This is a genomic window from Microbacterium sp. STF-2, assembly GCF_034650155.1.
GTDB lineage: Bacteria > Actinomycetota > Actinomycetes > Actinomycetales > Microbacteriaceae > Microbacterium > Microbacterium maritypicum_A.
Window position 1 is genome coordinate 2,770,518 of record NZ_JARKMW010000001.1, and the last position, 24,694, is coordinate 2,795,211.

General features: G+C 69.9%; 25 protein-coding genes. 16 read left to right on the top strand and 9 right to left on the bottom strand.

Going from position 1 to position 24,694, the window contains the following annotated elements:
• The first annotated feature begins 29 nt into the window (after positions 1 to 29).
• The 4 genes from MicroSTF_RS13370 (at position 30) to MicroSTF_RS13385 (ending at position 5,204) form a co-directional block, all read left to right on the top strand.
• Entirely contained in the window at positions 30 to 1,031 is a 1,002-nt protein-coding gene (locus MicroSTF_RS13370; protein ID WP_322956216.1) for a hydroxyacid dehydrogenase, read from the top strand.
• Positions 1,028 to 2,002, top strand: a complete 975-nt coding sequence (locus MicroSTF_RS13375) for a hypothetical protein (protein WP_322956218.1) — start codon at positions 1,028 to 1,030, stop codon at positions 2,000 to 2,002. The genes MicroSTF_RS13370 and MicroSTF_RS13375 overlap by 4 nt, the downstream gene beginning before the upstream one ends.
• Entirely contained in the window at positions 1,999 to 2,919 is a 921-nt protein-coding gene (locus MicroSTF_RS13380; RefSeq protein ID WP_297557058.1) for a GNAT family N-acetyltransferase, read from the top strand. The genes MicroSTF_RS13375 and MicroSTF_RS13380 overlap by 4 nt, the downstream gene beginning before the upstream one ends.
• A gap of 107 nt (positions 2,920 to 3,026) precedes the next feature.
• The gene (locus MicroSTF_RS13385) at positions 3,027 to 5,204 is read left to right on the top strand and encodes a peptidase C14 (protein WP_322956221.1); all 2,178 of its coding nucleotides are present in this window, start codon (positions 3,027 to 3,029) and stop codon (positions 5,202 to 5,204) included.
• Positions 5,205 to 5,349: 145 nt separating this feature from the next.
• On the opposite strand, the gene MicroSTF_RS13390 is transcribed toward MicroSTF_RS13385, so the two are convergent.
• The 4 genes from MicroSTF_RS13390 to MicroSTF_RS13405 all read right to left on the bottom strand — a co-directional run bounded on the left by MicroSTF_RS13390 (position 5,350) and on the right by MicroSTF_RS13405 (position 8,422).
• A complete protein-coding gene (locus MicroSTF_RS13390; RefSeq protein WP_021200226.1) occupies positions 5,350 to 6,336 on the bottom strand; it encodes a zinc-binding alcohol dehydrogenase family protein in 987 nt (328 codons plus the stop codon).
• Positions 6,333 to 6,776: a MarR family winged helix-turn-helix transcriptional regulator gene (locus tag MicroSTF_RS13395; RefSeq protein WP_029258875.1), complete on the bottom strand. Its 444-nt coding sequence runs from the start codon at positions 6,774 to 6,776 to the stop codon at positions 6,333 to 6,335. Before MicroSTF_RS13395 ends, MicroSTF_RS13390 begins: the two co-directional genes overlap by 4 nt.
• A 144-nt stretch (positions 6,777 to 6,920) precedes the next feature.
• Positions 6,921 to 7,763 carry an SDR family NAD(P)-dependent oxidoreductase gene (locus tag MicroSTF_RS13400; RefSeq protein WP_029258876.1) on the bottom strand — a complete coding sequence of 281 codons (843 nt, stop codon included), beginning with the start codon at positions 7,761 to 7,763 and terminating at the stop codon, positions 6,921 to 6,923.
• Complete coding sequence (locus MicroSTF_RS13405; RefSeq protein WP_021200229.1) at positions 7,760 to 8,422, bottom strand: GntR family transcriptional regulator; 663 nt, start codon at positions 8,420 to 8,422, stop codon at positions 7,760 to 7,762. Before MicroSTF_RS13405 ends, MicroSTF_RS13400 begins: the two co-directional genes overlap by 4 nt.
• Positions 8,423 to 8,571: 149 nt before the next feature.
• Between MicroSTF_RS13405 and MicroSTF_RS13410 the strand changes: the two genes are divergently transcribed.
• Genes MicroSTF_RS13410 through MicroSTF_RS13435 form a run of 6 tightly spaced genes read left to right on the top strand, consistent with a single transcriptional unit; the run spans position 8,572 to position 16,277 of the window.
• Positions 8,572 to 9,936 (top strand): MFS transporter, encoded by a 1,365-nt coding sequence (locus tag MicroSTF_RS13410; RefSeq protein WP_021200230.1) that lies wholly within the window; start codon positions 8,572 to 8,574, stop codon positions 9,934 to 9,936.
• Complete coding sequence (locus tag MicroSTF_RS13415; RefSeq protein ID WP_322956225.1) at positions 9,936 to 12,119, top strand: peptidase C14; 2,184 nt, start codon at positions 9,936 to 9,938, stop codon at positions 12,117 to 12,119. Before MicroSTF_RS13410 ends, MicroSTF_RS13415 begins: the two co-directional genes overlap by 1 nt.
• 34 nt (positions 12,120 to 12,153) lie before the next feature.
• Positions 12,154 to 13,545 carry a hypothetical protein gene (locus tag MicroSTF_RS13420; RefSeq protein WP_322956226.1) on the top strand — a complete coding sequence of 464 codons (1,392 nt, stop codon included), beginning with the start codon at positions 12,154 to 12,156 and terminating at the stop codon, positions 13,543 to 13,545.
• 50 nt (positions 13,546 to 13,595) lie between these two features.
• Positions 13,596 to 14,366: an SDR family NAD(P)-dependent oxidoreductase gene (locus MicroSTF_RS13425; RefSeq protein WP_315073667.1), complete on the top strand. Its 771-nt coding sequence runs from the start codon at positions 13,596 to 13,598 to the stop codon at positions 14,364 to 14,366.
• Positions 14,363 to 15,439 carry an enolase C-terminal domain-like protein gene (locus MicroSTF_RS13430; protein ID WP_315073665.1) on the top strand — a complete coding sequence of 359 codons (1,077 nt, stop codon included), beginning with the start codon at positions 14,363 to 14,365 and terminating at the stop codon, positions 15,437 to 15,439. Before MicroSTF_RS13425 ends, MicroSTF_RS13430 begins: the two co-directional genes overlap by 4 nt.
• A gap of 1 nt (position 15,440) precedes the next feature.
• A complete protein-coding gene (locus MicroSTF_RS13435) occupies positions 15,441 to 16,277 on the top strand; it encodes an SDR family oxidoreductase (RefSeq protein WP_315073663.1) in 837 nt (278 codons plus the stop codon).
• A gap of 157 nt (positions 16,278 to 16,434) precedes the next feature.
• Here MicroSTF_RS13435 and MicroSTF_RS13440 read toward each other — a convergent pair whose 3' ends face one another.
• On the bottom strand, positions 16,435 to 17,265 hold the full coding sequence (locus tag MicroSTF_RS13440) for a zinc-ribbon domain-containing protein (RefSeq protein WP_322956233.1): 831 nt from the start codon (positions 17,263 to 17,265) through the stop codon (positions 16,435 to 16,437).
• A 117-nt stretch (positions 17,266 to 17,382) separates the two neighbouring features.
• On the opposite strand from MicroSTF_RS13440, the gene dinB reads away from it, so the two are divergent.
• The 4 genes from dinB (at position 17,383) to MicroSTF_RS13460 (ending at position 19,561) form a co-directional block, all read left to right on the top strand.
• Positions 17,383 to 18,579 carry a DNA polymerase IV gene (gene dinB / locus MicroSTF_RS13445; RefSeq protein WP_322956235.1) on the top strand — a complete coding sequence of 399 codons (1,197 nt, stop codon included), beginning with the start codon at positions 17,383 to 17,385 and terminating at the stop codon, positions 18,577 to 18,579.
• A gap of 157 nt (positions 18,580 to 18,736) precedes the next feature.
• Positions 18,737 to 18,979 carry a hypothetical protein gene (locus tag MicroSTF_RS13450; RefSeq protein ID WP_029258229.1) on the top strand — a complete coding sequence of 81 codons (243 nt, stop codon included), beginning with the start codon at positions 18,737 to 18,739 and terminating at the stop codon, positions 18,977 to 18,979.
• A 6-nt stretch (positions 18,980 to 18,985) separates the two neighbouring features.
• Positions 18,986 to 19,243: a hypothetical protein gene (locus MicroSTF_RS13455; protein ID WP_029258228.1), complete on the top strand. Its 258-nt coding sequence runs from the start codon at positions 18,986 to 18,988 to the stop codon at positions 19,241 to 19,243.
• Between the two features lie 12 nt (positions 19,244 to 19,255).
• On the top strand, positions 19,256 to 19,561 hold the full coding sequence (locus MicroSTF_RS13460) for a hypothetical protein (RefSeq protein ID WP_029265588.1): 306 nt from the start codon (positions 19,256 to 19,258) through the stop codon (positions 19,559 to 19,561).
• Between the two features lie 111 nt (positions 19,562 to 19,672).
• Here the strand turns inward: MicroSTF_RS13460 and MicroSTF_RS13465 are convergent, their stop codons facing one another.
• Together MicroSTF_RS13465 and MicroSTF_RS13470 are read right to left on the bottom strand one after the other, a co-directional pair.
• On the bottom strand, positions 19,673 to 20,023 hold the full coding sequence (locus tag MicroSTF_RS13465) for a nuclear transport factor 2 family protein (protein WP_315073656.1): 351 nt from the start codon (positions 20,021 to 20,023) through the stop codon (positions 19,673 to 19,675).
• On the bottom strand, positions 20,016 to 20,762 hold the full coding sequence (locus tag MicroSTF_RS13470; RefSeq protein ID WP_322956240.1) for an SDR family NAD(P)-dependent oxidoreductase: 747 nt from the start codon (positions 20,760 to 20,762) through the stop codon (positions 20,016 to 20,018). Before MicroSTF_RS13470 ends, MicroSTF_RS13465 begins: the two co-directional genes overlap by 8 nt.
• A gap of 265 nt (positions 20,763 to 21,027) precedes the next feature.
• Here MicroSTF_RS13470 and MicroSTF_RS13475 point away from each other — a divergent pair, with 265 nt between their 5' ends.
• Together MicroSTF_RS13475 and MicroSTF_RS13480 are read left to right on the top strand one after the other, a co-directional pair.
• A complete protein-coding gene (locus MicroSTF_RS13475) occupies positions 21,028 to 22,002 on the top strand; it encodes a C-terminal binding protein (RefSeq protein ID WP_322956243.1) in 975 nt (324 codons plus the stop codon).
• Between the two features lie 13 nt (positions 22,003 to 22,015).
• Positions 22,016 to 22,870: a fumarylacetoacetate hydrolase family protein gene (locus MicroSTF_RS13480; RefSeq protein WP_322956245.1), complete on the top strand. Its 855-nt coding sequence runs from the start codon at positions 22,016 to 22,018 to the stop codon at positions 22,868 to 22,870.
• 94 nt (positions 22,871 to 22,964) lie between these two features.
• Here MicroSTF_RS13480 and MicroSTF_RS13485 read toward each other — a convergent pair whose 3' ends face one another.
• A complete protein-coding gene (locus MicroSTF_RS13485) occupies positions 22,965 to 23,813 on the bottom strand; it encodes an SMP-30/gluconolactonase/LRE family protein (protein WP_322956247.1) in 849 nt (282 codons plus the stop codon).
• Positions 23,810 to 24,658: a hypothetical protein gene (locus tag MicroSTF_RS13490; RefSeq protein ID WP_322956249.1), complete on the bottom strand. Its 849-nt coding sequence runs from the start codon at positions 24,656 to 24,658 to the stop codon at positions 23,810 to 23,812. Before MicroSTF_RS13490 ends, MicroSTF_RS13485 begins: the two co-directional genes overlap by 4 nt.
• Between the last annotated feature and the right edge of the window lie 36 nt (positions 24,659 to 24,694).

Below are 24,694 nucleotides of genomic sequence, written 5' to 3' on the forward strand. Positions count from 1 at the left end.
TTGCGGTGAGTGTCGAGATGAGCGTGGGCATGAGTGCGCCGACCGTGGTCGCGGTCGTCTCGGAGGAGCTCTTCACGGAGTTCTTCTCCGACGCGGATGCCGAACGCCTGCGTGCGGTCGCCGCGGGTCTGGGCGGCGGGTTCGCACGGGTCGATCGACTCGCAGAGGCAGAGCTCGGCGCCGCACGCGTCGTGATCACGAGCTGGGGCGTCGGCCCCTTCGACGCGGCAGTGCTCGCGGCGCTGCCGAAGCTCGAGCTGATCGCACACACCGGTGCGACGATCAAGCCCTTCGCGACCGATGAGCTGTTCGACCGCGGTGTCGTCGTGACCCAGGCGGGTGCGGGCATGGCGCGGCCGGTCGCCGAGGTGTCGCTCACCTTCACGCTCGCCCTGCTGCACCGGGTGCCCGAGATGCACAACGCCCTGCGCGCCGGCGACGGCTGGTACGACGCGGATGCCGTGGGCGTGCAGCGCGAGATCCTCGGCACCCCCATCGCGGTGATCGGGGCGTCCCGCACCGGGCGGGCCTACCTCGAACTGATCCGGGTGCTCGGCGCCGAGCCGCTGCTGGTCGACCCGACCATCGATGCGGAGGCGGCCACCGCTCTCGGAGCCGCACTCGTCCCGCTCGAAGAGGCACTCCAGCGTGCCCAGATCGTCGCGGTGCATGCCCCCACCCTGCCCGAGACCCACCACCTGATCGGTCGGCGGGAACTCGCGCTGATGCCCCACGGCGCGGGGCTCGTGAACACCGCGCGCTCCTGGATCGTCGATGAGGCGGCGCTGATCGACGAGCTGCAGCGGGGACGGCTGAGCGCCGCGATCGACGTGTTCGACGAGGAGCCGCTCGCCGCGGACAGTCCGTTCCGCGCGCTTCCCGGAGTGCTGGTCACCCCGCACCGCGCCGCCGGGACGACCCAGGGGCGACGGCGTCAGGGGCGGATCGTCGCCGACGAGGTCGAGGCCTTCGCCGCGGGGCGTCCCCTCGCGCACGCCGTCTCCCGCGACCAGCTGTCGTCGATGGCATGACCGGCACGCCGCTGCGTGTGGCCTTCGCCGGACTCGCGCACTCGCACCCCTACAGCGACGCGGCGAACGTTCGCGCGCTCGGTGCCGAAGTCGTCGGGGTGCACGATGCGGATGCGGGGGCGGCCGAGGAGTTCGCCCTGCGTTTCGGTGGCGCGGCGGTGGCCTCGCTCGATCTGCTGACGGCGCTGCGTCCCGACCTGGTCATCGCGACACCGCGCCCGCACGATGTCCGGGGCTTTCTGCACCTGCTCGGCAGCCGAGACGCTCCGGTGTTCGTGAACAAGGTGATCGCCCCCACCGGGGCTCGACTCGCCGAGATCGACCGCGTGCTGACGGCATCGTCGGCCCCCGTCGGCACGAGCTCCGTCCTGCGCTTCGCTCCGGCGCTCGTCGCGCTGGCCGGGCAGATCGGGGGCGAGGATGTGCTCGCGCTCCGCGTGCACGCACAGCACGACAATGCCGCCTTCCAACTGCCGGACCGGGCGTGGCAGGACGACCCGCGGCGCGGTGGCGGTACGGCCGTCACGGTCGGGGTGCACGCCTGGGAGATGGTCGATGTGCTGCTGCCCGGGGCGGCTCTCGTCTCGGGATCCGGCTGGACGCGCACGCGCCCCGGATCGACGACCGCGTCGGAGGATGCTGCGGGCATCGAGGGTCTGCTGCGGGTTCCCGGCGCGGAGCGCGAAGTGCCGGTGCAGGTGCTCGTCACGGGGACGCCGGGCGCGGATGCGTACGGAGCGGAGGTGGTGACGGCCGCCGGCATCCGTTCGGTCTCGCTCGACGTGGACGGCGATCAGGACGCGGTGGGCGATCAGGGTGACGGGCCGAACGAGACGCTGGGGTTCCGTGACCTGATCCACGCGTTGCTCGATGCGGCACCGCGCGGGTCGACCGTGGCTCCCTGGGGCGAGTCGCGGGTGGTCGTGGCGAACACGATCCGCGCGGCCGAGATCGCCCGGAGCGACGCATGAGTGCACCGATCATCCGTGCGGCTCGGGCCGAGGATCAGACCGCGCTCACCGCGCTGTGGGTGCAGGCGTTCACGCCGCCGCTCGCCCCCGACCAGTGGCTCATCGATCAAGAGCGGCTCGCGCACACACTCGTCGCCGAGGACGATGACGGCCTGTGCGGTTCGATATACGGTCTGCCCAAGCAGCTGCGCGAGTCCGATGGCGTCGCCGAGGTGCACGCGATCGGCAGCGTCGCGGTGGCCGAGCGGGCGCGAGGACAGGGCCTCGCCCGTCGACTCGTGGCGGCGACCCTGCAGACGGGCGGCGACGCCGACTGGGCATTGCTGTTCACCGGCACCCCGGAGGTGTATCGGTCCAGCGGCTTCGACACCTTCTCCATGGCGCGCACTCTGGCCGGCTCCTGGACGGCACCCGTGTCGGCCGGGACCGATGCGCGAGTCGAGCGCGCGACCGTCGGACTCGGGAGCTTCCGCCCGCTGTGCGAGGTCTACGAGTGCTCACGTGCGGGCAGGGTCGTGCTCGCCCCGGTGCGTGGTGACCGCGACAGGGCGATGGCGGAGGTGCGGATGCGGGGTGCGACGCTGTACTGCCGGACCGAGGGGTCGACGGTGCTCGGCTACGCGGTCGCCGAGCGTCGCGGCGGGATCGGCACGCTCCTGGAGAGCGCTGTGCTCCCGGGAATGGACGGCGACGAGGTGCGCGATGAGCTGCTCTCCGCCATCGCCGTCGACTGGCACTCCGCCGGGGTGACATCGTGCGAGCTCGCCGTTCCCGCCCTGCCGGAGGAGGATCGCGCACTCCGCGCCTTTGCCCCCGAGGCTGTGCGGCAGGACGACCGCACCGGGATGATCCGTGCGCTGCGGCGTGCGCCGCGGCTCGACGGCATCCGCCATTTCACGGCGGGCGACTACTTCTGAGCGCCTCGCTCGGAGAAGCGCTGGGGACGGGGGATCGATCGGATGATGCGGCCCGGCCGAAGGACCGGACGCCTGACCGCGGCGATGACGCCGCAAGGAGGATGAGCATGACCCAGAAGATGAGCACGACCCAGAAGGAGACGGCCGCTCTCGAGAGCCCGACCGCGACCCTGCGCAGCAGGCGCATGCTGCTCGCCGGCTTCGGTGCGGCGGCGATCGGAGGCGTGGCGGCCGTCAGCGCGCAGACTCCGGCGCAGGCTGCCGGCCCGATCGTGACGCAGGGAGATTCGGGATCGTCGTCGGTGGCGAACGGCGGCACGGCGACCACGCTCGTGAAGCGCAAGGGCAAGGACGGTGATCTGGTCCGCACGACCGGTTACGCCGCAGCCGGCGACGGGGGTGCCGGGCTGTACCGCTTCGTGAAGAAGGACGCTCCGGCGGCCAACGGCGGCACCGTGCTGGCGGCCCCGAAGGGCGGAGCGTGGCTGCTCGTGCACGGCGGGGTCGTGGACTTCCGGATGTTCGGGATCATGGATGCGAGCGTGAACGCCGACGACGCCCTCGACGCCATGGTGAACGACGCGAGCGTCCACCGCATCGAGGGGCACAGCCCCCTCAACTTCGTGCGCCGCCACACGTTCTCACGGTCGAACATCGCCTTCGACTTCGGGGGACACCTCATGACCACGGTCGGCATCGAGAACGCCGGCAAAGACGATCCGTTCGCGGCGGTCATGTTCTTCCGCGGCGAGGTGACCGATGCGGTGCAGGAGGCGAAGCTCGGCGAGGTGGTGCCGGATCTCGGCGACGTCTTCCCGGTCGCCGATTCGTCGTTCTTCGCTGTCGGCGAGTGGTACGCGGCAGAGGTGAACGCGCTGTCGGGTCGTTGGGAGCGCGAGCTGCAGCGCATGGTGCAGGTCACGCAGATCGTGGACGGCACGCACATCCGCATCAACTACAAGAACGGCTGGCCGCTGGGCAAGGATCGCACGATGACCTGGCGCCGGGTCGTGCCGGTGCAGGACGTGACGGTGTCGAACCTGAAGTTCCTCGGCACCGGTACCGACGAGTACACGGGATCGCACCCGCTGGCGTTCGAGTACGCGGTGCGCTGCGACGTCGACCACATCGACGGCACGGGGACCTTCTGGCCGCTCATCCAGCGCCGGTGGAACACCTACTATTCGACCGTGAGCTGCACGCTCAAGAACCCGACCTCGGTCACCTGGGGAGGGGCCGGCTACCTGACGCAGCAGATCTACTGCCTCTACGGATACGTCGCCAACTGCCACACCGCGAACGCCCGGCACCTGAACGACTTCACCGCGAGCGCCTACTGCCTGGTCGAGAACTGCCACGGCGACGGTGACGACCAGGGTCCGTTCGTCACCCACGGGCAGTACGAGCACGACCTCACGTACACCGGCAATTCCGGTCTCATGACGTTCGCGAACTCCGGTGCGGCCTGGGGCTCGGCGGCCAAGCGCATCACGGTGCGCAAGCACGTGTGCTCGTGGTTCGTCGCCCGTGTGCGCATCACCGACCTCACGCTCGAAGACGTGCAGGTGATCGGCAAGCCCTCGCTCGCCGGCTCCGGCATGCTGTGGATCAACGCCGACGGCGCGCAGCTGCGCGGGTGCACGGCATCCGACACCCTCGTGATCACGCAGGCGTCCGACAATTCCGCACGGCCGACGGTGATCGCCGACTCGCACTTCACGTTCGTCGCGCCGGGAGAACTCACCAACGCCACGGTGAAGACACCCGTCACGTTCGTCGACACGGTGCTCGACCGGGTCGGCGGCATGAAGATCGCGGGAGCCGGAGCGGTCACGTTCCGGGGATCGACGCTCACGGCGGCTGACGATGCCGCGCCGATCGCCTCGTCGTCGGAGCGTCTGCGGTTCGAGGGATCGACACTCCGCAACGCCCGTATCGCCGCGGCCAGAGGAGAGCGGCAGGCCGTCGAGATCGCGGGATCGGACGTGGCGGTCAAGGGCGGCACCGGCGTCTCCCGGACCGGCGACGGCGAGCTGCATCTGACGCTCTCCGACAGCACCTTCCGCGCGGAGGGGGCGGCGACGCACGTCGCGGTCACGAAGGGCGCGACTCACTACCGCGCGGTCGGCAACCGCTTCGAGGGCGGGGCGCTGGAGCTGGCGGACGCCGCGTTCGGCGCCTCGTCCACGTTGGTGCACACCGGCAACGTCGAGTCGGGCGTCACGCGCACGGCCTTCCCCGCCGAGGGCCCGCGCGTCGTCGACACGGCGAACCTCAGGGTCTGAGCCGGGCGCGCTTCCTGGCGCGAGTGCAGCGGATGCCGCCGAGCGCACGGGATGCTGCCGAGTGCACGGCTTCTCGACGTGAAGAAGCCGTGCGCTCGGCGAGCACCCGTGCACTCGGCGGGGTGTGGGGTGTGGGGGTGTCGGGTCAGAGGCCGGTGACGACGACCAGCTTGCCGACGGCGGTGCCCTGTTCCATCGCGGTGTGCGCCTCGGCGATCTGGTCGAAGGCATAGACGCGGTCGATCGGCACGGTGGCCTCGCCGGCCGCGACCGCATCGAGGAAGCCCTGGAGCACAGCCGGCGGCAGGTCGGCCGCGCCTCCGCCGTACGCGCTGAGGCGCACGCCGCGGGGGATGTACTCGATGGGGTAGAAGTCCTTCACGGTCCACTCGTTCGAGAGCATCCCGGTGAAGCAGACCACGCCGTGCACGCGCGTCGAGCGGAGGGTGTCCGGCAGGGTCGGCGTGCCGACCAGCTCGAGAGCCGTGTCGACGCCCTCGGGCAGGATCGCTCTGACCTGCGCCTGCACGTCGCCGTCGTCGATGAGCACGTGGTCGACGCCGATGCGGGTGAGCGCCTCGGCCTTGCGGGGGTTGCGTGTGGTCGAGAAGACCGTCATCCCGCGCTGCTTCGCGAGCACCGCGGTCGCCATCCCGATCGACGAGGTGCCGCCGCGGATCAGGATCGACTGGCCCGGCTGAGCGTCGAGCCCCACGGTGAGCGATCCGTACGAGGTCTGCAGCATCTCGGGCAGGGCGCCGAGGGTGCCCCAGTCGAGGTCGCTCTCGAAAGCGATCACCTGGGTCGCGGGAACGCAGGTGTACTCCGCGTATCCGCCGTCGTACGCGCGTCCCATCCCGCCCATCACCGCCACGACCTGCTGGCCGGGGGTGAATTCGCCCCCGGGCGCCTCGACGACGACTCCGGTCGCCTCGATGCCGAGCACGCGGGGAAAGGTGACGCCCTCCGCCAGGCCGAGTCGGGTGTGGAGTTCGGAGCGGTTCAAGCCGAACGCCTTCACCTGGATCAGCACCCAGCCCTCACTCGGTGTCGGGATCGGCAGCTCGCGGATGGTGAGGGCCTCAACGGGGCCGGGTGCGTCGAGCACGATCGCGCGCATCATCTCGGTCATGGGGTGACTCCTGTCGTCGGTATGGGCTTGCGCACCCGGAGGGTGGCGAGAGTGGTGGCGAAGTGCTGAAGGTCGTCGGCGGAGACGCTCTGGAACCACGGCTCCAGTTCTCTGCCGAAGGTCTGGGTCGCGATCGTCAACATGTCCTCGCCCGCCGGCGTGAGCGTGATGAACGAGGCCCGCCGGTCGTCGGGGTTCGGTGTGCGCTCGCAATAGCCCGCTGCTTCGATGCGAGCGACCAGCTTGCTGGTGCCGCCCTCGGTGATCGAGAGCTCGGTCGCGATGTCGGAAGCCCGGCAGTTCTCGATCCGGTCGATGGCCCGCATGGGCTCGAACCAGCTCAGCGGCAGGGAATGCTCGGCGCGGAGACGTCGGTCGACCGCCTCCCAGATCTCCATCTCGAAGCGGATCACATCATCGAAGAGTCGATGCAGGTCCACGGCGCATCCTTTCCACGAGCACTTACTTACTTTCCGTGGCAAGTATATGGGTGATTCGGTGGACCGGGCGCGAGAAGGGCGAATCTCACCTGCGGGGGAGGCGGCGGGAGAGGTGCCGGAGCGAGGTGGCGGGAGGATGCGGGACTAGGTGGAGGAGATGCCGACGAGCTCGGCGCTGCGCTGCCAGAGCGCCTCGGCCAGGGCCGCGTCATCCACCTGCGGATTGACCTTCGCGGTCAGCTGACGCTCGTCGTAGTAGGCGCCGGAGAACCATGTCTCATCGGGGGTGCCCTCGATGAACCAGCGCAGGGTCGCGCCACCCTTGTCGGCGCCGACGAGCATGAGGTGCTTGAGCGGTGTGCGGTAGAGCAGGCGCATGATGCTCGACGAGTCCGAAGCGAAGTTCGTCTGCACGGTGCCGGGGTGGAACGCGACCGCACTCAGCCCGTCGGCGTGGAACTTCGTGTGCAGGCTCTTGGCGAACAGCACGTTCGCGAGCTTCGCATCGCCGTAGGCCTTGTTCGCGCTGAAGCGGCGGTGATTGTCGAGGTCGTCCACATCGAGGTGGCCGAACAGGCGGTGCGCGATGCTGGAGGTGTTGATGACTGCGCCCTCGGCCTTCAACAGCTGAGGCCGCAACAGGTTCGTGAGCAGGAACGGCGCCAGGTGGTTGACCTGCATGGTCTTCTCGAAGCCGTCGACCGTGGGGGTCTGATCGCCGAAGATGCCACCGGCGTTGTTCGCCAGCACGTGGATGCCGCCGTCGCCGACCCCCTCCACGATCTTCGTGGCGAGCGCCCGCACGTCGTCGAGGCGTGCGAAGTCGGCGGTGAACCACGCAGCGCCCGTCTCCGCGGCGACCGCACGGGTCTTCTCCTCCGAGCGTCCCACCAGGATGAGCCGATGCGGGGACGACGCGAGCTGGCGGGCGGCTGCCGCGCCGATCCCGTCGGAGGCTCCGGTGAGGACGATCGTGCGCGCGGTCACGGGGTGTCCGCGTCGGTCGACGGGGTGATGCGCTCGACCGCCCTGGTCACGTGCGCGGCGATCACGGCCTGCGCCTGCTCCGGGTCACCGCTCGCGATGGCATCGACGATCTGTTGGTGGCTGCGCACATGCTCTTCCTGCTCGGCAGGGTCGAGAGCGGCGTTGGCGGCATGCAGGAAACCGGTGATGCGTCCGCGCAGCTGGCCGCTCAACTCGTCGAGGAAGCGGTGCTCGGCGAGGTCGGCGAGCGTCTCGTGGAACAAGCGGTCCTGGCGCAGCACCTCGTCGATGTCGCCGGGTGCCGCATCCGCCATCGCCTGGATGATGGCACCGAGTCGGGCGGCGGATTCCTCGTTCCACCGCTCCTGCACGCGGATCGCCATGAACTGCTCGAGCACGATCCGCAGGCTCGAGATCTCCTGGAGGTCCTGTGCGCTCAGCTGGGCGACGCGGGCGCCGCGGCGGGGCTCCCGGGTGATGAGGCGCTCCTCGGCGAGACGGGTCAGTGCCTCGCGTACCGGGATGTGGCTGACGCCCAGCCGGTCGGCGAGCTTGCGTTCGACGAGGCGCTCGCCGGGGGCGAGTTCTCCGGAATGGATGGCCGCGCGCAGCTCGTCTGCGACCTGTTCGGCGATGTTCTGATCCGAGACGCTGCGCATTCGGTGCCCTTCTCGATCCGCGGTTCCGTCTCGTCGAGCGGGCGCGCATTCGTTCGCTCGATGCTATGGCATTTTCCGGATGAGTGGACACGGCGAGGGTTTTGCTAGATGCTATAGCAAGCCAGTCCATCGATGACGAAGGAGTTGTCATGTCCGGGAACGGAATCGCCCCCGATACGCGCACGTCAGAGGAGGTCGGGGCCTCCGCCATGAAGAAGGCGATCTGGCGCCTCGGCCCGTTCCTCGGGCTGCTCTATCTCGTCGCCTACATGGACCGCAACAACGCGGGCTTCGCCAAGCTGGAGATGACGGCGGCGCTGCAGATCACCGAAGCGGCCTTCGGATTCGCCGCCGGCATCTTCTTCATCGGGTACCTGCTGTTCGAAGTGCCCAGCAACCTGCTTCTCGAGCGCTTCGGTGCGCGCAAGTGGATCGCGCGCATCATGGTCTCCTGGGGTCTGGTCGCCGCCCTGACGGCCTTCGTGCAGGATGCGACCCAGTTCGCCATCGCACGCTTCGTGCTGGGCATCGCCGAAGCCGGCTTCTTCCCCGGAGTGCTCCTGTACCTCACGCTCTGGTTCCCGCGGCAGTACCGCACGCAGGTGCTCGCGGTGTTCGTCTTGTCGAACCCGATCGCGAACGCGGTCGCGGCGCCGCTGTCGGGCTGGATGCTCGAACTGCACGGGATGTGGGGCCTCGACGGCTGGCAGCTGGTCTTCCTGCTGCAGGGCATCCCCGCGGTGATCCTCGCCTTCGTCGTCTTCTTCTGGCTGCCCGACCGCCCGCAGGACGCCCGCTGGCTCGACCCGACCGAACAGCGGTGGATCAACGACACCCTGGCCGCCGAGACCGCGGCCACCGAGCAGAAGCACGGGCGGCTGCGCCTGCGCGAGGTGTTCAGCAACGGGCGTCTGTGGACCCTGATCGTGCTCTTCTTCGGCGTCGTGTTCGGCGCGTACGGGCTGGGCATGTGGCTGCCGACGATCGTGAAGAGCATGGGCGACTTCTCCAACTCCACCACCGGATGGCTCGTCGCCCTGCCGAACCTGTGCGCCGCGCTCGTGATGCTCCCCTGGGAGCGCGCAGCCAGGAAGCAGGGCAACATCCCCCTGCAGATCGGCATCACGCTCACGATCACCGCGCTCTCGCTCATCGCGGCGGTCGCGGCCCAGGGCACGCCGATCCTTGCGCTCGCCGCCCTGTGCGTCGGCATGTCGGCCCTGTTCTCGACGACACCGCTGTTCTGGAGCCTGCCGCCCATGGTGCTCACGGGCACGGCGGCTGCTGCCGGGCTGGCCTTCATCAACTCGGTCGGCAACCTGGCCGGTTTCGCCGGTCCGTATGCGATCGGCTGGATCAGCGAGACCACCGGATCGGCGATCTGGGGTCTGCTCCTCATCGCCGGGCTCACCCTGCTCGGCGCGAGCATCGCGTTCGTGCTGAGTCGACGGGCGGACTTCACGGTTCCGGCCGAGGTGCAGTTGAAAGCGGACGCGACGTCCGGGGTGCGGTGATGTCCCGCGCCGAACTGGATGCGAGTGTGCGATCGACGGGTCGCCGCGCCCTCATGACCGGACTCGGTGTGGTCGCCCTCGGCGCTGCCGGCTCTCTCGCCGGTGCGACGACCGCTCAGGCCGCTCCCGTCGCGGCCGGTGCGAAGGACATCCTCCGCGCGGAGACGGTCTCCGACCTGTCCCGGTTGCGGGCACGCGACGGCGAGGTGGCCATCGTCGCCGGCTACCGGACCCCCGGCGACGCCGGGCTGCTCGTCTACGTAGGCTGCGGCGGGGCCGACGTCGCGGCCAACGGCGGCACGGTGATCGCCGGAAAGCGCGGCACCACGTGGCTGCTGCAGCATGACGGCACGGTCGACTTCCGGGTCTTCGGCATCACCGGGCCCGAGACGGCGGCCGATGACGCGCTCGACGCCCTGGTGAACGACCTCCGCGTCCGGCGGATCGAGGCGAGCACCGATCTGCTCTTCCAGCGGCGACACCGCTTCACCCGTTCCCACCTCGAGATCGACTTCGGCGGTCATGTGATCACGACGGAGGGTATCGAGGCGAACACCCACGACAACCCGTTCGGTGCGGTGATGTTCTTCACCGGGGCATCCCGAGACGTCACCGTCGAGCACACTTTGGCGGAAGCCTGGCCGGAGCAGACGGATGCGGTCGCCGTGCCCGATGCGTCCATGTTCGCCGTCGACACCTGGTGGGCGGTGCAGTGCGATCCGGTCGCCGGCGGTGGGGCCGATGAGCGCGAGCTTCAGCGATTCGTCCAGGTGACGCAGCAGATCGACGGCACCCACATCCGGATCGACTACCTCAACGGCTGGCCGCTCGACAAGGGGCGAAAGCTCGTCTGGCGGCAGGTGGATCCGGTCGCGGGGGTGCGCATCTCGAACATGCGGTTCCTCGGGGCCGGGCCCTTCGACGGACCGACGGACGGCTCCTTCCCGGACTCTCGCGAGCTCACCGGATCGCACCCGATCGCCTTCGAGTACGCGATCCACTGCGATGTCGCCGACGTGCACGCCAGCCACACCTGGTGGCCCGTCATCATGCGCAGATGGAACACCCACTTCACGACCGAACGCTGCTCGGTCGAGAACCCGCCCACGGTCTTCTACGGCGGTGCGGGCTATCTCACGCAGCAGATCTACAGCCTGTACGGTCGCGTGAGCGACTGCACGTCGTCGAACGCGCGGCACCTGAACGATCTGACGGCCAGCGCCTACTGCATCGTCGAGAACTGCCACGGAGACGGCGACGATCAGGGCGGGAACCCCTTCACCACGCACGGGCAGTACGAGCACGATCTCACCTTCATCGGCAACTCGGGGCTGATGGACATCGCCAACTCCGGGGCGCAATGGGGCACCGCCGCGAAGCGCATCACGGTGCGCGACCACGTCTGCTCGTGGTTCGTCGCCGGCACGAAGATCAGCGACCTGACGCTCGAGAACGTCCGGGCGATCGGACGATCGACGTTCGATCCGCAGGCGACCATGACGATCAATGCCGACGGGGCTCAGCTGCGCGGCTGCACCGCCGGGCTGCTGGCGATCGGCCAGCGATCGGCGCGATCATCGCGGCCGACGGTGATCGAGGACTGCACCTTCGCCCTCCCGAAGGATCAGGTGCTGATCCAGACGCCGGTCTCGGTGCCCGTCAGCTTCGTGCGATGCACGATCACCGGAATCGACGGGATGAAGGCACGAGGCGCCGGAGCCGTCGAGTTCGTCGACTGCCGGCTGAGCGGTCCGGCAACAGGTGCCCCGGCAGAGCTCGGTGCGTCGAGGGTGACCATCCGGGGCGGCACGGTGCGCGATGTGCAGCTCACCGTGACCGCGGTGCGGGACCAGGCCATCGCTGTCGAGGGGGTCGAGCTGTCGACCGAGCGCACCGACGGCGCTCTGCTGAGCAGGGCCGCCGGTGGGGGCGTCGTGACCTGGCGGGTGGGTGGCGTGACATCGACCGTGCCCAAGGGTGCTGCCCACCTCGACATCGGCGTGGGGGTCAACCACGCTCGCATCACCGGGAGTCAGTTCGTGGGAGGACGGATGCGGCTGGCCGAGGGCTTCGCCGCACCCTCCACGCTGCTCTACAGCGACGGCGTCGAGCGCGGCGTCGAGGTGACTCTTCCCGAGGCTGGAGCACGTGTGCTGATCGCCGACGTGCTGACGATCGCCTGAGCGGCGGCATCATGGAGAACATGGAGGACCAGGTTTGAACGACACGGCACCGGCCGCACGTCTTGGCGCCCGCATCCGCATCCCCCGCACGCGGGCGCGCATCGGTATCGCCCGACGCGACATCACGCCGCCGGTCGGCATCCGTGCCAAGAACTGGGGACCCGCCGACTGGGAGCGATCCGAGGGGGCGCATCGTCCGTTCGAGCTGACCGCGCTCGCCGTGATCGCCGCCGACGACCGCCCGCGCGTGCTGCTCGCGGTGGACGGCACCTGGTGGCGTCGCGTCGCCGATGAGCAGGGTGTGCGCGGAACGATCCTCGACGCTCTCGGCCTCGACCCCGATCAGCTGATGCTCTCGCTCTCGCACACCCACGCGGGTGCCGTGCTCTGTGCCGCGGATGCGCATCTGCCGGGGGGAGAGCTGATCCCGGGGTATCTCGAGGCGCTCACCGCCGCAGGGGTCGCCGCCGGGCGCGAGGCGCTCGACGGTGCGGTCCCCGGACTGATCGAGTGGACGACCGGCACCTGCACCCTGGCCGCCGATCGGGAGCTCGACGTGGATGGGCGGGCGTTGGTGGGGTACAACCCCGCGGCCACGGCCGACGACACCGTGACGATCGGACGCCTCAGCGTCGACGGCGCGGTGCACGGCACGCTCGTGAACTACGCGTGCCACCCGACCACGCTCGCCTGGCAGAGCCGAGAGGTGTCGCCGGACTACGTCGGGGCGATGCGCGAGATCGTCGAGGCGGCGACGGATGCGCCGTGCCTGTTCGTGCAGGGGGCCTCGGGTGAGTTGGCTCCGCGCGAGCAGTACACCGGCGACGTCGCGGTCGCCGATCGACACGGACGCTCGCTCGGGCACGCGGTGCTCGCGGCGTTGGACGCGCTTCCCGTTCCCGGAGAAGAGCTGACGCTCGACGGCATCGTCGAGTCCGGTGCACCGCTCGCGATCTGGACGGGCCGGACGGCGGACGGCGGGGAGGATGCGGCGGGTTCGGTCACGAGCGTCGAGCTTCCGCTGCGCGACCTGCCGACGCTCGACGCGCTCGCCGAGGAGTGGAAGGACATCGACCCGCGCTCGCGGGAGGAGCGTCTCGGTCGCGCGCGCAATCTGCGTGACGGATACATCGACGGTCCGACCGTGCAGCACCCTGTCTGGGCCTGGAGGCTCGGCGATGCCGTGATCGTGGGGCATCCGGGTGAGGCGTACTCGCGGCTGCAGACCACGCTGCGCGCGCGGTTCCCCGCGACGCCGATCGTGGTGATGAACCTCACGAACGGCCCGGGGTTCGTGTACCTGCCGACGCGCGATGCCTACGACCGCGGGGCGTATCAGGCGTGGCAGACGCCCCTGGCGCCGGGCGCGCTCGACCTGCTCGAGACGCATGCGGTGGCGGTCGTGGCGGAGCTGCTCGACCACTGACGGCGCCCCCGATACACTTGCTATAGCAAAACTCGAACCTGAGGAGAGCAATGACCGCCCCCACCCCTGCCGGCTCCGTCGCCGTCGTCACCGGAGGATCCGCCGGGATCGGATGGGAGATCGGCCAGCGCCTCGCCGCAGACGGCTACCTCGTCGTCGCCGCCGACCGGGTGCCGGGCCTCACCGCCGGCGACAACCCCGCCGGCATCCTGTGGCGCGAGCTCGATGTCACCGATCATGCCGGCGTCGACCGTGTGTTCGGAGAGATCGAAGCCGAGCTCGGGCCGATCGAGGTGCTCGTCAACAACGCCGGCATCCAGCGTCATCGCGGCATCGAAGACCTCAGTTGGGACGAATGGTCGGCCGTGGTCGACGTCAACCTGCACGGGGTGTTCTCGGCGCTGCAGGCGGCAGGGAAGCGGATGCTGGAGCGCGGCGATGGGCGCATCGTCAACATCTCCTCCATCTCGTCGCGCGGCTCGGCCGGTCGTGCGCCCTATGCCACGACCAAGGCCGCGGTGATCGGACTGACCTCGACCGCGGGTGCCGAGTGGGCGTCGCGCGGCGTGCGGGTCAACGCGGTCGCGCCCGGCTACGTCGACACCGGCGTCTTCCGTCAGGGCGTCGAGGCGGGCACCCTCAGCCTCGACACGATCCTGTCGCGCATCCCCGCGAAGCGCCTGGCCGAGGCGAGCGAGATCGCCGCCGCGGTCAGCTTCCTCGTCTCCGACCAGTCGCGCTACATGAACGGACAGACGCTCTACGTCGACGGCGGCTTCATGGTCGACTACGGTGTGCCGCTGGCGAAGAAGCCCGAATGAGCGCGATCGCCCGCATTGACACGGCCACGGCCGTGCTGCCGCTCCCGGCACCGTTGCACCTGGGGGCGATGACGGTGACCCGCCGCGAGTACAGCGCCGTGCAGGCGACGGCTGACGACGGCACGACCGGGGTGGCCTATTGCCTCTCGCGGGAGGCGCCGATGGCCGAGATCGTCGATCGCCTCGTCGCGGCGCACGCGGTGGGTGCGGATGTCGACGACCCCGCGGCGACCTGGGAGCGGATGCTGCGCGGCAGCGCGATCGTCGGACGGGTGGGGTTGGTGCGGCGCGCGATCGGCCTGGTCGACATCGCGCTGTGGGACATCGCGGCGCGGCGTGCGGGTGTGCCGCTGTGGACGCTGCTCGGCACGGGTAACGCCCCGCGGGAGTCGATGCTCGTCGCCGCGTACCCGTCTGCCGAGCGGACTCCCCGCGAGGTGGCCGATGAGGTTCTCGCGCAGGCGGAGGGCTGGACGAACGTGAAGATCTCCCGCATTCCGGATCCGGCATATATGCGTGAACTGCTCGCCCTGCTGAACGCCGAGCTTCCCGATGCGACCGGTCTGGTCGTGGACGTGGGCTTCGGCTGGCCGGATGCCGACACCGCGCTGGCCGAGATCGCGCGGTGGGGCGACCCGCATCTCGCGTGGCTGGAAGACCCCCTGCTCCCCGAAGACGCCGAGGGGGTCGCGCGCATCCGCCGGGAGTCGGGACTCCCGGTCTCCGTGGGCGACGAGGTCACCGACCCCGCTGTGCTGAAGGCGCTGGTCGATGTCGGCGGTGTCGACGTGCTGCGACTCGACGTCGTCGCGATCGGCGGCGTGACCCCTGCCCGCGAGATGATCGATTGGGCAGCCTCGCGCGGTGTGCCCGTGTCGGGGCATGTCTATCCTGAGATCACCGCGCACCTGGGCATCGGTGTGGAGACGTTCGCCCGGGGAGTCAACCCGTACGATCCCGCACCATCGTTCATCCTCGGCGGTCCGTCGTTCGACGGCAGGGCGCGGCCGACGGGCGCGGCGGGCCTCGGCTTCGCGCTCGATCCCACCGTCTTCCGATTCGAGAGGGACTGAGATGACAGACTCCCGCCGCAGCTCTGTGGACCGCAGCTCTGTGGACCGCAACGCCGTGCAGCGCAGCGTGGTCGTGACCGGCAGCGGAAAGGGCATCGGTCGCGCCATCGCCGAACGTCTCACCGCCGACGGGTGGATCGTGGTCGGGCTCGAGCGCTCTCCGGGATCCGGCACGGTCGAAGACGGCATCGTGGCCGAGGTCGTGCTCGGCGACGCCGTCGATCGCGTGGCGCACGAGCGTGCCGCCGCTGCCGCCCGCGCCCGAGCGCCCCTCGCCGGCTGGGTGAACAACGCCGGCATCACCAAGCGCACACCACTGCACGAGCTCGATGAAGACACCGTGCGCGAGGTGCTCGACATCAACGGTTTCGGCTACATCTGGGGCTGCTCGACCGCCGTCTCGGCCTTCGTCGACCAGGGCGTACCGGGCGCGATCGTGAACATCGGGTCGATCCACGGCCGCGCGTCCTTCACGGACCACGCGGCCTACGAGTTCACCAAGGGCGGCATCGACGCCCTCACCCGCAGCGTGGCCGTGTCGTACGGGGCCCTCGGTATCCGCGCCAACACCGTCGCTCCTGGTGGCGTGCGCACCCCGCACCTCGAAGCCCAGATCGCGCGCGCGGCCGACCCCGAGGCCGAAGAGCGTGCGCTCGCGGAGGGGCCGCCGATGGGGCGCATCGCCCGCGCCGAAGAGGTGGCAGCGCTCACGGCGTTCCTGCTGTCGGATGAGGCTCCGTACCTGTCGGGTCAGTCCATCGCGGTCGACGGGGCCTGGACGGCATCGTTCGGGGATATCGCGCTCGACCCGGGGTTGCGGGAGCGCTTCGACGCCTGAGGCACCTCGATAGGTGCAGGGACACGCGAGCAGGCATCTCCGGTGCTCGGCACGGGCGGAGAACTCTGTCCCGGGCGGAAGATCTGCGCAGGATTCTCCTCCCGACACCGAGTCTTCCTCCCGTCGGGGTGCGCCCCCGACGCGAGGGTGGCGCTCGTCACCGCAGGTACGCGTCCACGAACAGCGCCCCGCGGATGGCCCGCAGCTCGTCGATGATCCGGGCGATGCCCTTCGCGCTCACCGACGACAGCGACAGGTCGTGCGGACCGAGGGGTTCGAGCTTCCCGGTGCGGATGCGGATGACCTCCCAGCCCGCGGCACGGAGGGCGCGGTCTTTGCGCAGATCGGCATCTTGCCGCTTGCCGACGTGCTCGAGTCCGTGGCGACCGACGGTGTCGTATTCGAGTGCGACCCGCAGCTCCGGAAACACGATGTCGGGCCAGACCTCGGTGTGGCGGAAGAACGGGCGCGACACTTTCACGGCGTTCACGGACGGGTCGAAGGCGATTACCGCCCCGAGCTCCCTTCGCAGGCGGCCCTCGGTCGCGGATGCGGGCTTCGGGGCGCACTCGCTGACGAACGCGGAGCCTGCGGGAAGGTCGGGCGTCTTCGTGCAGAGCGCGGGGGCTGGGCGACGGGGTTTACGGGGGAGGGCGCGGGCTTCGCCGAGCACGACCGGCTGCGGACGGGCGAGCGCAGAGCACTCGGGGCACCATGCGGAGCGCCGCCGCACCTGTCCAGGACGCTCGCGCTGCTCGGTCGGGGTGGCGGCGAACCGATGCCCGACTGCGCACTCCCAGCAGAGCAGCACGTCGGCGGCGAGGGGGATCTGCGACAGGACGATGCCGTGGTTCAGCTCGGGGTGGTACTGCCGGATCAGCTCCGGATACGCCGCCCACCCGGCACGGTAAGTGCCCACCTCATACGGGACAGCGCGACCGCGGGAGAACTGCCGTCGCGCCCACCACTGATTCACCGGTTCCGGCACGCGCCGACGATATCCGTGAGCACCGACACCGCAACCTCCCGGGCGAGAGGGCGAAGTCGCCACCCATCCCGATGTCCCCGGTCCGTGCGACGATCCGCACGTCGACAGGAGAACGGGATGCGTGGGGAAGCGACGGTGCTGCACGCCGACCTCGATGCGTTCTACGCCTCTGTCGAGCAGCGTGATGCGCCCGAACTGCGCGGCCGACCCGTCATCGTGGGCGGTGGGGTCGTGCTGGCGGCGAGCTACGAGGCGAAGGCGCGCGGCGTCCGCACCGCGATGGGCGGCCGACAGGCGCGGGAGCTCTGCCCCGATGCCGTGGTCGTTCCGCCGCGCATGGAGGCGTACTCGGCCGCCAGCAAAGACGTGTTCGCCATCTTCCGCGACACCACCCCGCTCGTGGAGGGGCTGTCGATCGACGAGGCGTTCCTCGAAGTCGGGGGTCTGAGGCGGATCGCCGGCAGCCCCGAGCAGATCGCGGCACGGCTGCGCGAACGCGTACGCGCCGAGGCGGGACTCGCCATCTCGGTCGGGGTCGCGCGCACCAAGTTCCTCGCCAAGGTCGCCAGCGCCGTGAGCAAGCCCGACGGGCTGCTGGTCGTCGAGCCCGAGCGCGAGGAAGAGTTCCTGCTCCCTCTTCCGGTGGAGCGGCTGTGGGGTGTAGGTGCGGTGACGGCCGAGAAGCTGCACCGCTACGGCATCGGTACGGTCGGAGAGCTGGCCGAGCTGGAGGCCGCCACCGCCGAGCGGATGCTGGGCAAGGCCACGGGGGCGCACGTGCACGCGCTCGCTCGTCTGCGGGATCCGCGGCCGGTCGACACCACCCGGCGCCGCGGATCCATCGGCTCGCAGCGCGCTCTCGGCAACCGCCCTCGCTCGCCCGAGGAACTCGACCTCATCCTCACCCAGATCGTCGACCGGCTCGGTCGCCGACTCCGCGATGGCGACCGTGTCTGCCGCACCGTCGTGCTGCGTCTGCGCTTCGGCGACTTCTCGAAGGCCACCCGCTCCCGCTCACTCCGCGCTCCTACCGACCGCACCGCCGTCCTGCTCACCCTCGCACGCACGCTGCTCGCCGCGGCGCAGAGCGAGATCACCGACCGCGGCATCACCTTGATCGGCATCTCGCTGTCGCAGCTCGACCGCGCCGATCGCGTGCAGCCCGAACTGCCGATCGACTGGGGCGATGAAGCCCGCCTCGACACCGTGCTCGACACCCTGCGCGACCGCTACGGTTCGACTTCGGTGTCGCGGGCGGCTCAGCTGGGTCGTGATCCGGGCTGGTCGTCCCCGATCCTGCCCGAGCACGAGTGAGCCGCACCGCGTGGGGAGGAGAACTCCCTGTCGGGAGGACTCCTCAGCGTGGAATCTCCTCCCGACGGCGAGTTCTCCTCCCGGGAGGCCAACGGTTCGCTCTCGACGCCGGCTGTAGTGTGATCGCTATCCGGCACCCCCTCCCCGCAAGGAAGAAATGACCTTCGAGAACTACATCGCGATCGCAATCGGACTGGTCGCAGTCGGATGCGGGCCGTTGCTCGTCCGTCATCGAGCCAAGGTCTTCCGGGTCATCGCGGATACGAATCGCGCGTTCGGGGGCGCGGCGGGGCGCGAGGTGGGGAAACGGTCGAGCCCCTGGTGGATAGGTTTCTGCGGCGTGGGCCTCACCCTCATCGGCGTGGTCGCCGTTCTCGTCGGAATCTTCGCGCGGGAGTAGCCGACGATGAGTGCCTTTTCCCTTGCGAACCTTGCCGTCGGTGTTGCCGTCGTGCTCGTCGGTGCCGTGTTGCTCGTCTCGCGCGCGCGGGTGCTGCGCTTCGTCCGTGGGCGATTCGACAAGGTCTACCGCGAAGACCAGCTTTCCGAAGAGGAGATCGCGCGTCGGCTCCCGAAGATGAGCGCGGTAGTGGTGGTCGTCGCGTGCGGGTTCGCGGTCTTCGGGACTGCGCTGATCGTGATCGGCGCCGTCAGCACTCGCTGACGGAGGATTCGAATGCGCTTCCTCAAGGGCATCGGGCTGTTGCTGCTCATCCTCGTGCGAGGGTGCGCGCTCTGGGTGATGTTCCCCTTCGCCTTCGTCGCGTGGCTCCTCGTGCATTCCTGGGCGCAGAAGGCATCAGTTCGGCAGGCGCTCTGCTGGTATCACGCTCACCTGCTCGTGCTGCTGCTGAACGGCCCCTTCCGCCCCTTCTTCGCAGCTGACGAGCGACCGCACTTCCGAGACGTGCCGAAGATGAGTGCGGTCGAACCGCACAAGATTCGGCTCATCGGCATGGACGTGGTCTCGCTGGCCGGGTAGGCGAATCGAGTGAGCCGCACCGCGTGGGGAGGAGAACTCCCTCTCGGGAGGACTCTTGAGCAGGAAAGCTCCTCCCCACAGGGAGATCTCCTCCCGGGAAGCTGCCGCGCCTCAGGCCTTGAGCATCGACGCCCGGGCGATCAGCCCCTCGACCACGTCGAACGTCGCGATGGTCTCGGTCGCGACGCCCGCGTTGATGACCTGCTCCTGTGCGACGACCCACCGCGTGCCGAACAGCACGCTGGTCTCGATGACGCACGACAGCTCGGGGTTCTGCAGCCGAGGCTCGTAGAACGCGCGGATCGCGGCCGATCCGACCACCGGCTCGGTGGCGACGCCGGTGATCACGGCATCCTCGGCATAGGTCGCGACGAACGCGTCGAGGTCGTGCGCGTTGAACGCGTCGAGCTGTGCCTGGACGGTGTCGAGTGCGGTGCGGTCGCGTGCGGTGCGGTCAGTCAATGCGAACTCCTCCGTTGACGTCGTAGGTGGCGCCGGTGATGAACCGGGCGCGCTCCGACGCGAGTGATGCGATGATCCAGGCGACGTCTTCCGGCTGTCCGAACGCGCCGAGCGGGATGCCGGCTTCGAGCTTCTCGCGCCCCGCGCCCTGCAGCTGGTCGGTGATCGCGCTCGCGACCGGTCCGGGGGTGACGGCGTTGACGCGGATGCCCTCGGACGCGAGGTGCCGCGCGAAGCTGCGGGTGATCGCGAGGATCGCGCCCTTGCTCGCGGCGTAGTGGATGCCGGTCTGCAGCCCGCCGACCTGGCCAGCGATCGAGGCGATGTTGATCACCGAGCGGTCGCCCTCGGCGGCCCGGAGCAGCGGGAGAGCGCCGCGAGTCAGGAAGAAGGTACCGCGAGCGTTGGTCTCGAGGACCATGTCCCACTCATCGAACTCGATGTCGTCGTACGGGGTGTACGGGCAGACGCCGCCATTGTTGACGAGCACGTGGAGCGATCCCCACGCGTCCGTGATCTCACCGACCAGCGCGTCGATCGACTCGCGCTCGCGCAGGTCGAGGCGCGACACGTGCACCTCGGGCGCCCCAGCCGCACGGCATTCGTCGGCGACGCGGAGGGCCTCCGCCTCGCGTCCGGCATACGTGATCCAGAGGGCGGCACCCTCGCGGGCGAGTTCGAGGGCGGCGGCCGTCCCGATACCGGAACTGGCCCCCGTGATCAGTGCGCGACGAGTCATGGGGTCGATGCTATAGCAAATCTTGCGCCTGTCGAGCAGGCGTGCCCAGAGCGCCGAGGCGAAAACGGAGACCACTCGCGTCGCCTGCGGCGTGTTGTAGCGAGGCGCGCCCGAGCCGGAGCAGTTCGTCTGGGTTTTCGCACGCGCCCCCGCGCCCCGCGCCCCCGCGCCCCGCGCCCCGCGCCCCCGCGCCCTCGCGCCCCGAGCCCCGCGCCCCGCGCCTGGAGGGGTGCAGCCGCTTGCTAGATGCTATAGCATCGCATCCATGACCGCGCCATTCATCCTCGTCAGCGACTGCGACCTGCCGGGAACCGTCATCGAAGACACCCTCCGACAGGCGGGGCTGCGTGCCGAGCGCGCAGCTTCCGGCAGCCTCGACGACATCGCCGCTCACGGCTCCGACGCCGTGGGACTGGTCGTGCAGTGGGCGCAGATCACCCGCGAGGTGATGGACCGCATGCCGAACCTCCGCATCATCAGCCGCGTCGGCATCGGCTACGACATGGTCGACGTCGAGGCGGCCACCGCCCGCGGCATCGCCGTCGCGAACACCCCGAGCTACTGCATCGAAGAGGTCGCCGCGCACACCATCGCGATGATCATGACCCAGGGCCGCGGCCTCCCCGCCTACGACCGCGCCGTGCGCGCCGGCACGTGGAAGGCCGTCGACGCCCGCCCGCTCGCCGTGCGCCCCTCGGCCACCACGGTCTCGGTGCTCGGCTTCGGCCGCATCGGCTCGATGGTGGCCCGCGGTTGCCGCGCGCTGGGGTTCCGCGTGCTCGTCGCCGACCCGTACGCCTCCGGCGACGCGGTGCGCGAGGCCGACTGTGAACTCGTCGAGATCCCGGATGCCGTGGCGCGGGCCGACATCCTCACCCTCCACGTGCCGCTGAGCGACGACACCCGCCACCTGATCGATGCCGCTGCCCTCGCGACCATGAAGCAGGGAGCGGTCGTGGTGAACACCTGCCGGGGTCCGCTCATCGACGAGGAGGCGCTCGCCGCCTCACTCCGCTCCGGACACCTGGGAGCCGCCGCCCTCGACGTGTTCGCGGGGGAGCCGCTCGCCGCCGACTCCCCGCTGCGTGAGCTCGACAGCGTGCTGCTCACTCCGCACGCCGCCTGGTACTCGCCCGAGGCGCTGGCGGATCTTCCCGTGCACGCGGCCGAGAACATCATCCGGTACCTGGCCGGGGAATCCGTGCCGATCGTCAACCCGACCTCCGCCGACGCGCGCTGACCGAAGGATCGACGTGGAACTCCTGCGACTCGGCCCCACCGGCCACGAACGCCCCTACGTCCGTGAGGGCGGCGTCGTCTACGACCTCGCGCCCCTCACCACTGAGATCGACGGCGCCTTCCTCGCCGCCGACGGCATCGCTCGCGTGCGCGAAACCCTCGGCCGCGGCGAGCTCCCCACCGCCGATGTCGACGGTCTGCGCATCGGAGCCCCGGTCGCCCGCCCGACCGCGGTGGTTTGCATCGGCCAGAACTACGCTGCCCACGCGGCCGAGTCCGGATCGGAGCCGCCCGAGCATCCGGTGATCTTCTTCAAGCACCCGAACACGGTCGTCGGGCCGAACGACGTCGTGCTGCTGCCACCCGGTGCCGAGAAGGTCGACTGGGAGGTCGAGCTGGCGATCGTGATCGGCAAGACGGCGCGCTACCTGTCGTCGCCGGAGGCCGCACGCGACGTCATCGCCGGCTACACGATCTCGAACGACGTCTCCGAGCGCGCGTACCAGCTCGACGTATCGGGCGGACAGTGGTCGAAGGGCAAGTGTTCCGAGACGTTCAACCCGCTCGGCCCCGCGCTCGTGCCTGCGGACGAGGTCGACCCGCAGACGCTGCGGCTGCGGTCCTTCGTGAACGGCGAGCCGCGGCAGGACTCCTCGACTGCCGACATGATCTTCTCCGTGCTGCAGATCGTGCACGAGCTGAGCCACTACTTGGTGCTCGAGCCCGGCGACGTGATCAACACCGGCACCCCGCAGGGCGTCGCGCTGTCGGGCCGGTTCCCGTACCTGCAGGACGGCGATGAGATGACCATCGAGATCGAGGGGCTGGGACGCCAGCACCAGCGCACCGAGCGGGTGCACCTGCGCTGACCTGCGTCATCCACCCGGCGGCCTGTGTCCGGGGCACGGTTCCTTTCGCTGAGTGCACCGTGCCTCGGGCAGAGGCCGTCGGTGTTGCGGGGTCTCAGCCGGCGAACGGCGTGACGGGCATGCCGTGCACGCCCGGTCGCACGGCGAAGAGCGAACCCGCCTCGGTGCCGTGGTCGGGCGAGAGGTCCTGTGCCGACGTCGTGATGTAGAGCGTGCCGAGGTCGTCGTCACCGAACGTGCAGGCGGTCACCTTCGGCACCGGCAGCTCGATGCGCGCGATCACGGCGCCGGTCGCGTCGTAGCCGTGCACAGCGCTCCCGTCCCACAGGGCCACCCAGACGCTGCCGTCGGATGCCACGGTGAGCCCGTCCGGCATTCCCTGCCCCTCGGGGAAGCGCACGAAGGCGCGGCGTCCTCGCAGCTCCCCCTCGACCACATCGAACACGTCGACGCGATGGGTCAGGGTGTCGACGTAGTAGGCCCGCCTGCCGTCGGGAGAGAAGCCGATGCCGTTCGACACCGTCGTCTGCGGCAGCACCGTCGTCACCGACAGGGAGGCGTCGATACGCAGGACGGTTCCGGCATCCGCTGTCGCGTCGTAGGCCATCGATCCGGCCAGCAGGCGACCGCGGGGGTCGCAGCACCCGTCGTTCATGCGCACACGGGGGTCGTCGACCAGCGCCGCGACGGCCCTGGTTCCGCCGTCGACATCATCCGCGAGATAGAGCGTGCGGGCGCCGACGGCCACGAGCCCTCCGCTGGAACGGGGGCGGGCGAAGGCGAGGTACTCGTCGTCGATGTGCTGGCGGGTCACGCCGTCGGGGCGCAGCGTGAGCAGGTCGCCCGCGGTCCCGTCGACCCAGCGCAGTCCACCCCAGCCCGGCCACCAGACGGGGCCTTCGGCATGGTGCGCGACGGGTCCGGTGATGTTCTCCGGGGTCATGCGTCTTCGCGCGGCAGCGTCCGCGGTGGTGCCGGGCGCAGGGGATCGGTGATCGGCAACGGCTGGGCCTCCGCCGCGGGGGCGGGGGCCGCATCGGTCGATGCGTCGGTGGAGGTGCTCGCCTGGGCCGGCAGCTCCCGGGCCACCTGCTTCTCGAGTACCGTGACCGCATCGTCGGAGAGCAGGATGAGCCCATCGAGCTCTTCGCGCACACGCTTGTACGCGACGTTGCGCTCGGCCTGCGTCGCCGATTCGTCCACCGCGACCTTCAGGAGCTGCTGTGCGCGTTCGAGTCTCTTGCGCTCCGGCTCGGTGAAGGTGGAGTCGCGCAGACGCCGGGCATCCTTCTCGGCGATCTCAAACGCGACCGCGTAGTCGCCGACGGCCTGCAGGTACTCGGTGACCTGCTGCTCGGACACCTTGGCGTCGGCAGAGGAGGGACGCAACGCATCCGCCGTCTTCTTCGCGCGCAGGAACGCGGCGGTCAGGGGCTGGCGCCCGTCGCTCATGGCGGGGAAGGCGATGAGCTTCGCGACGTCGAGTTCGTAGTCGAGCCAGCGGGCGGTGATCTCATCGTGCTCGGTGAAAAGGCGTGCGACCAGATCGTTCGGCGCGACGGATGCCGTGGTGTCGACGACCGAGGGTCCGCGTTTCGCCTGCCGGGTCAGCGCGCGCGCCTCGATCTCGGCGGTCTTCAGCTGCGCCTTGACCTTGAGCGTCTCGAGGCGTCGCTCGTGACGGCGCTTGGAGCCCCGCTCCCACGCCTTCGCGGCCCCGCCGGCCATTCCCATGATCGGGAAGATGAGCCACCAGAAGTTGCCCGCCCACTGGAAGAACTCTTGCATGATGCGTTCAGCCTACTTCTCGGCGGGCTCCCCGAG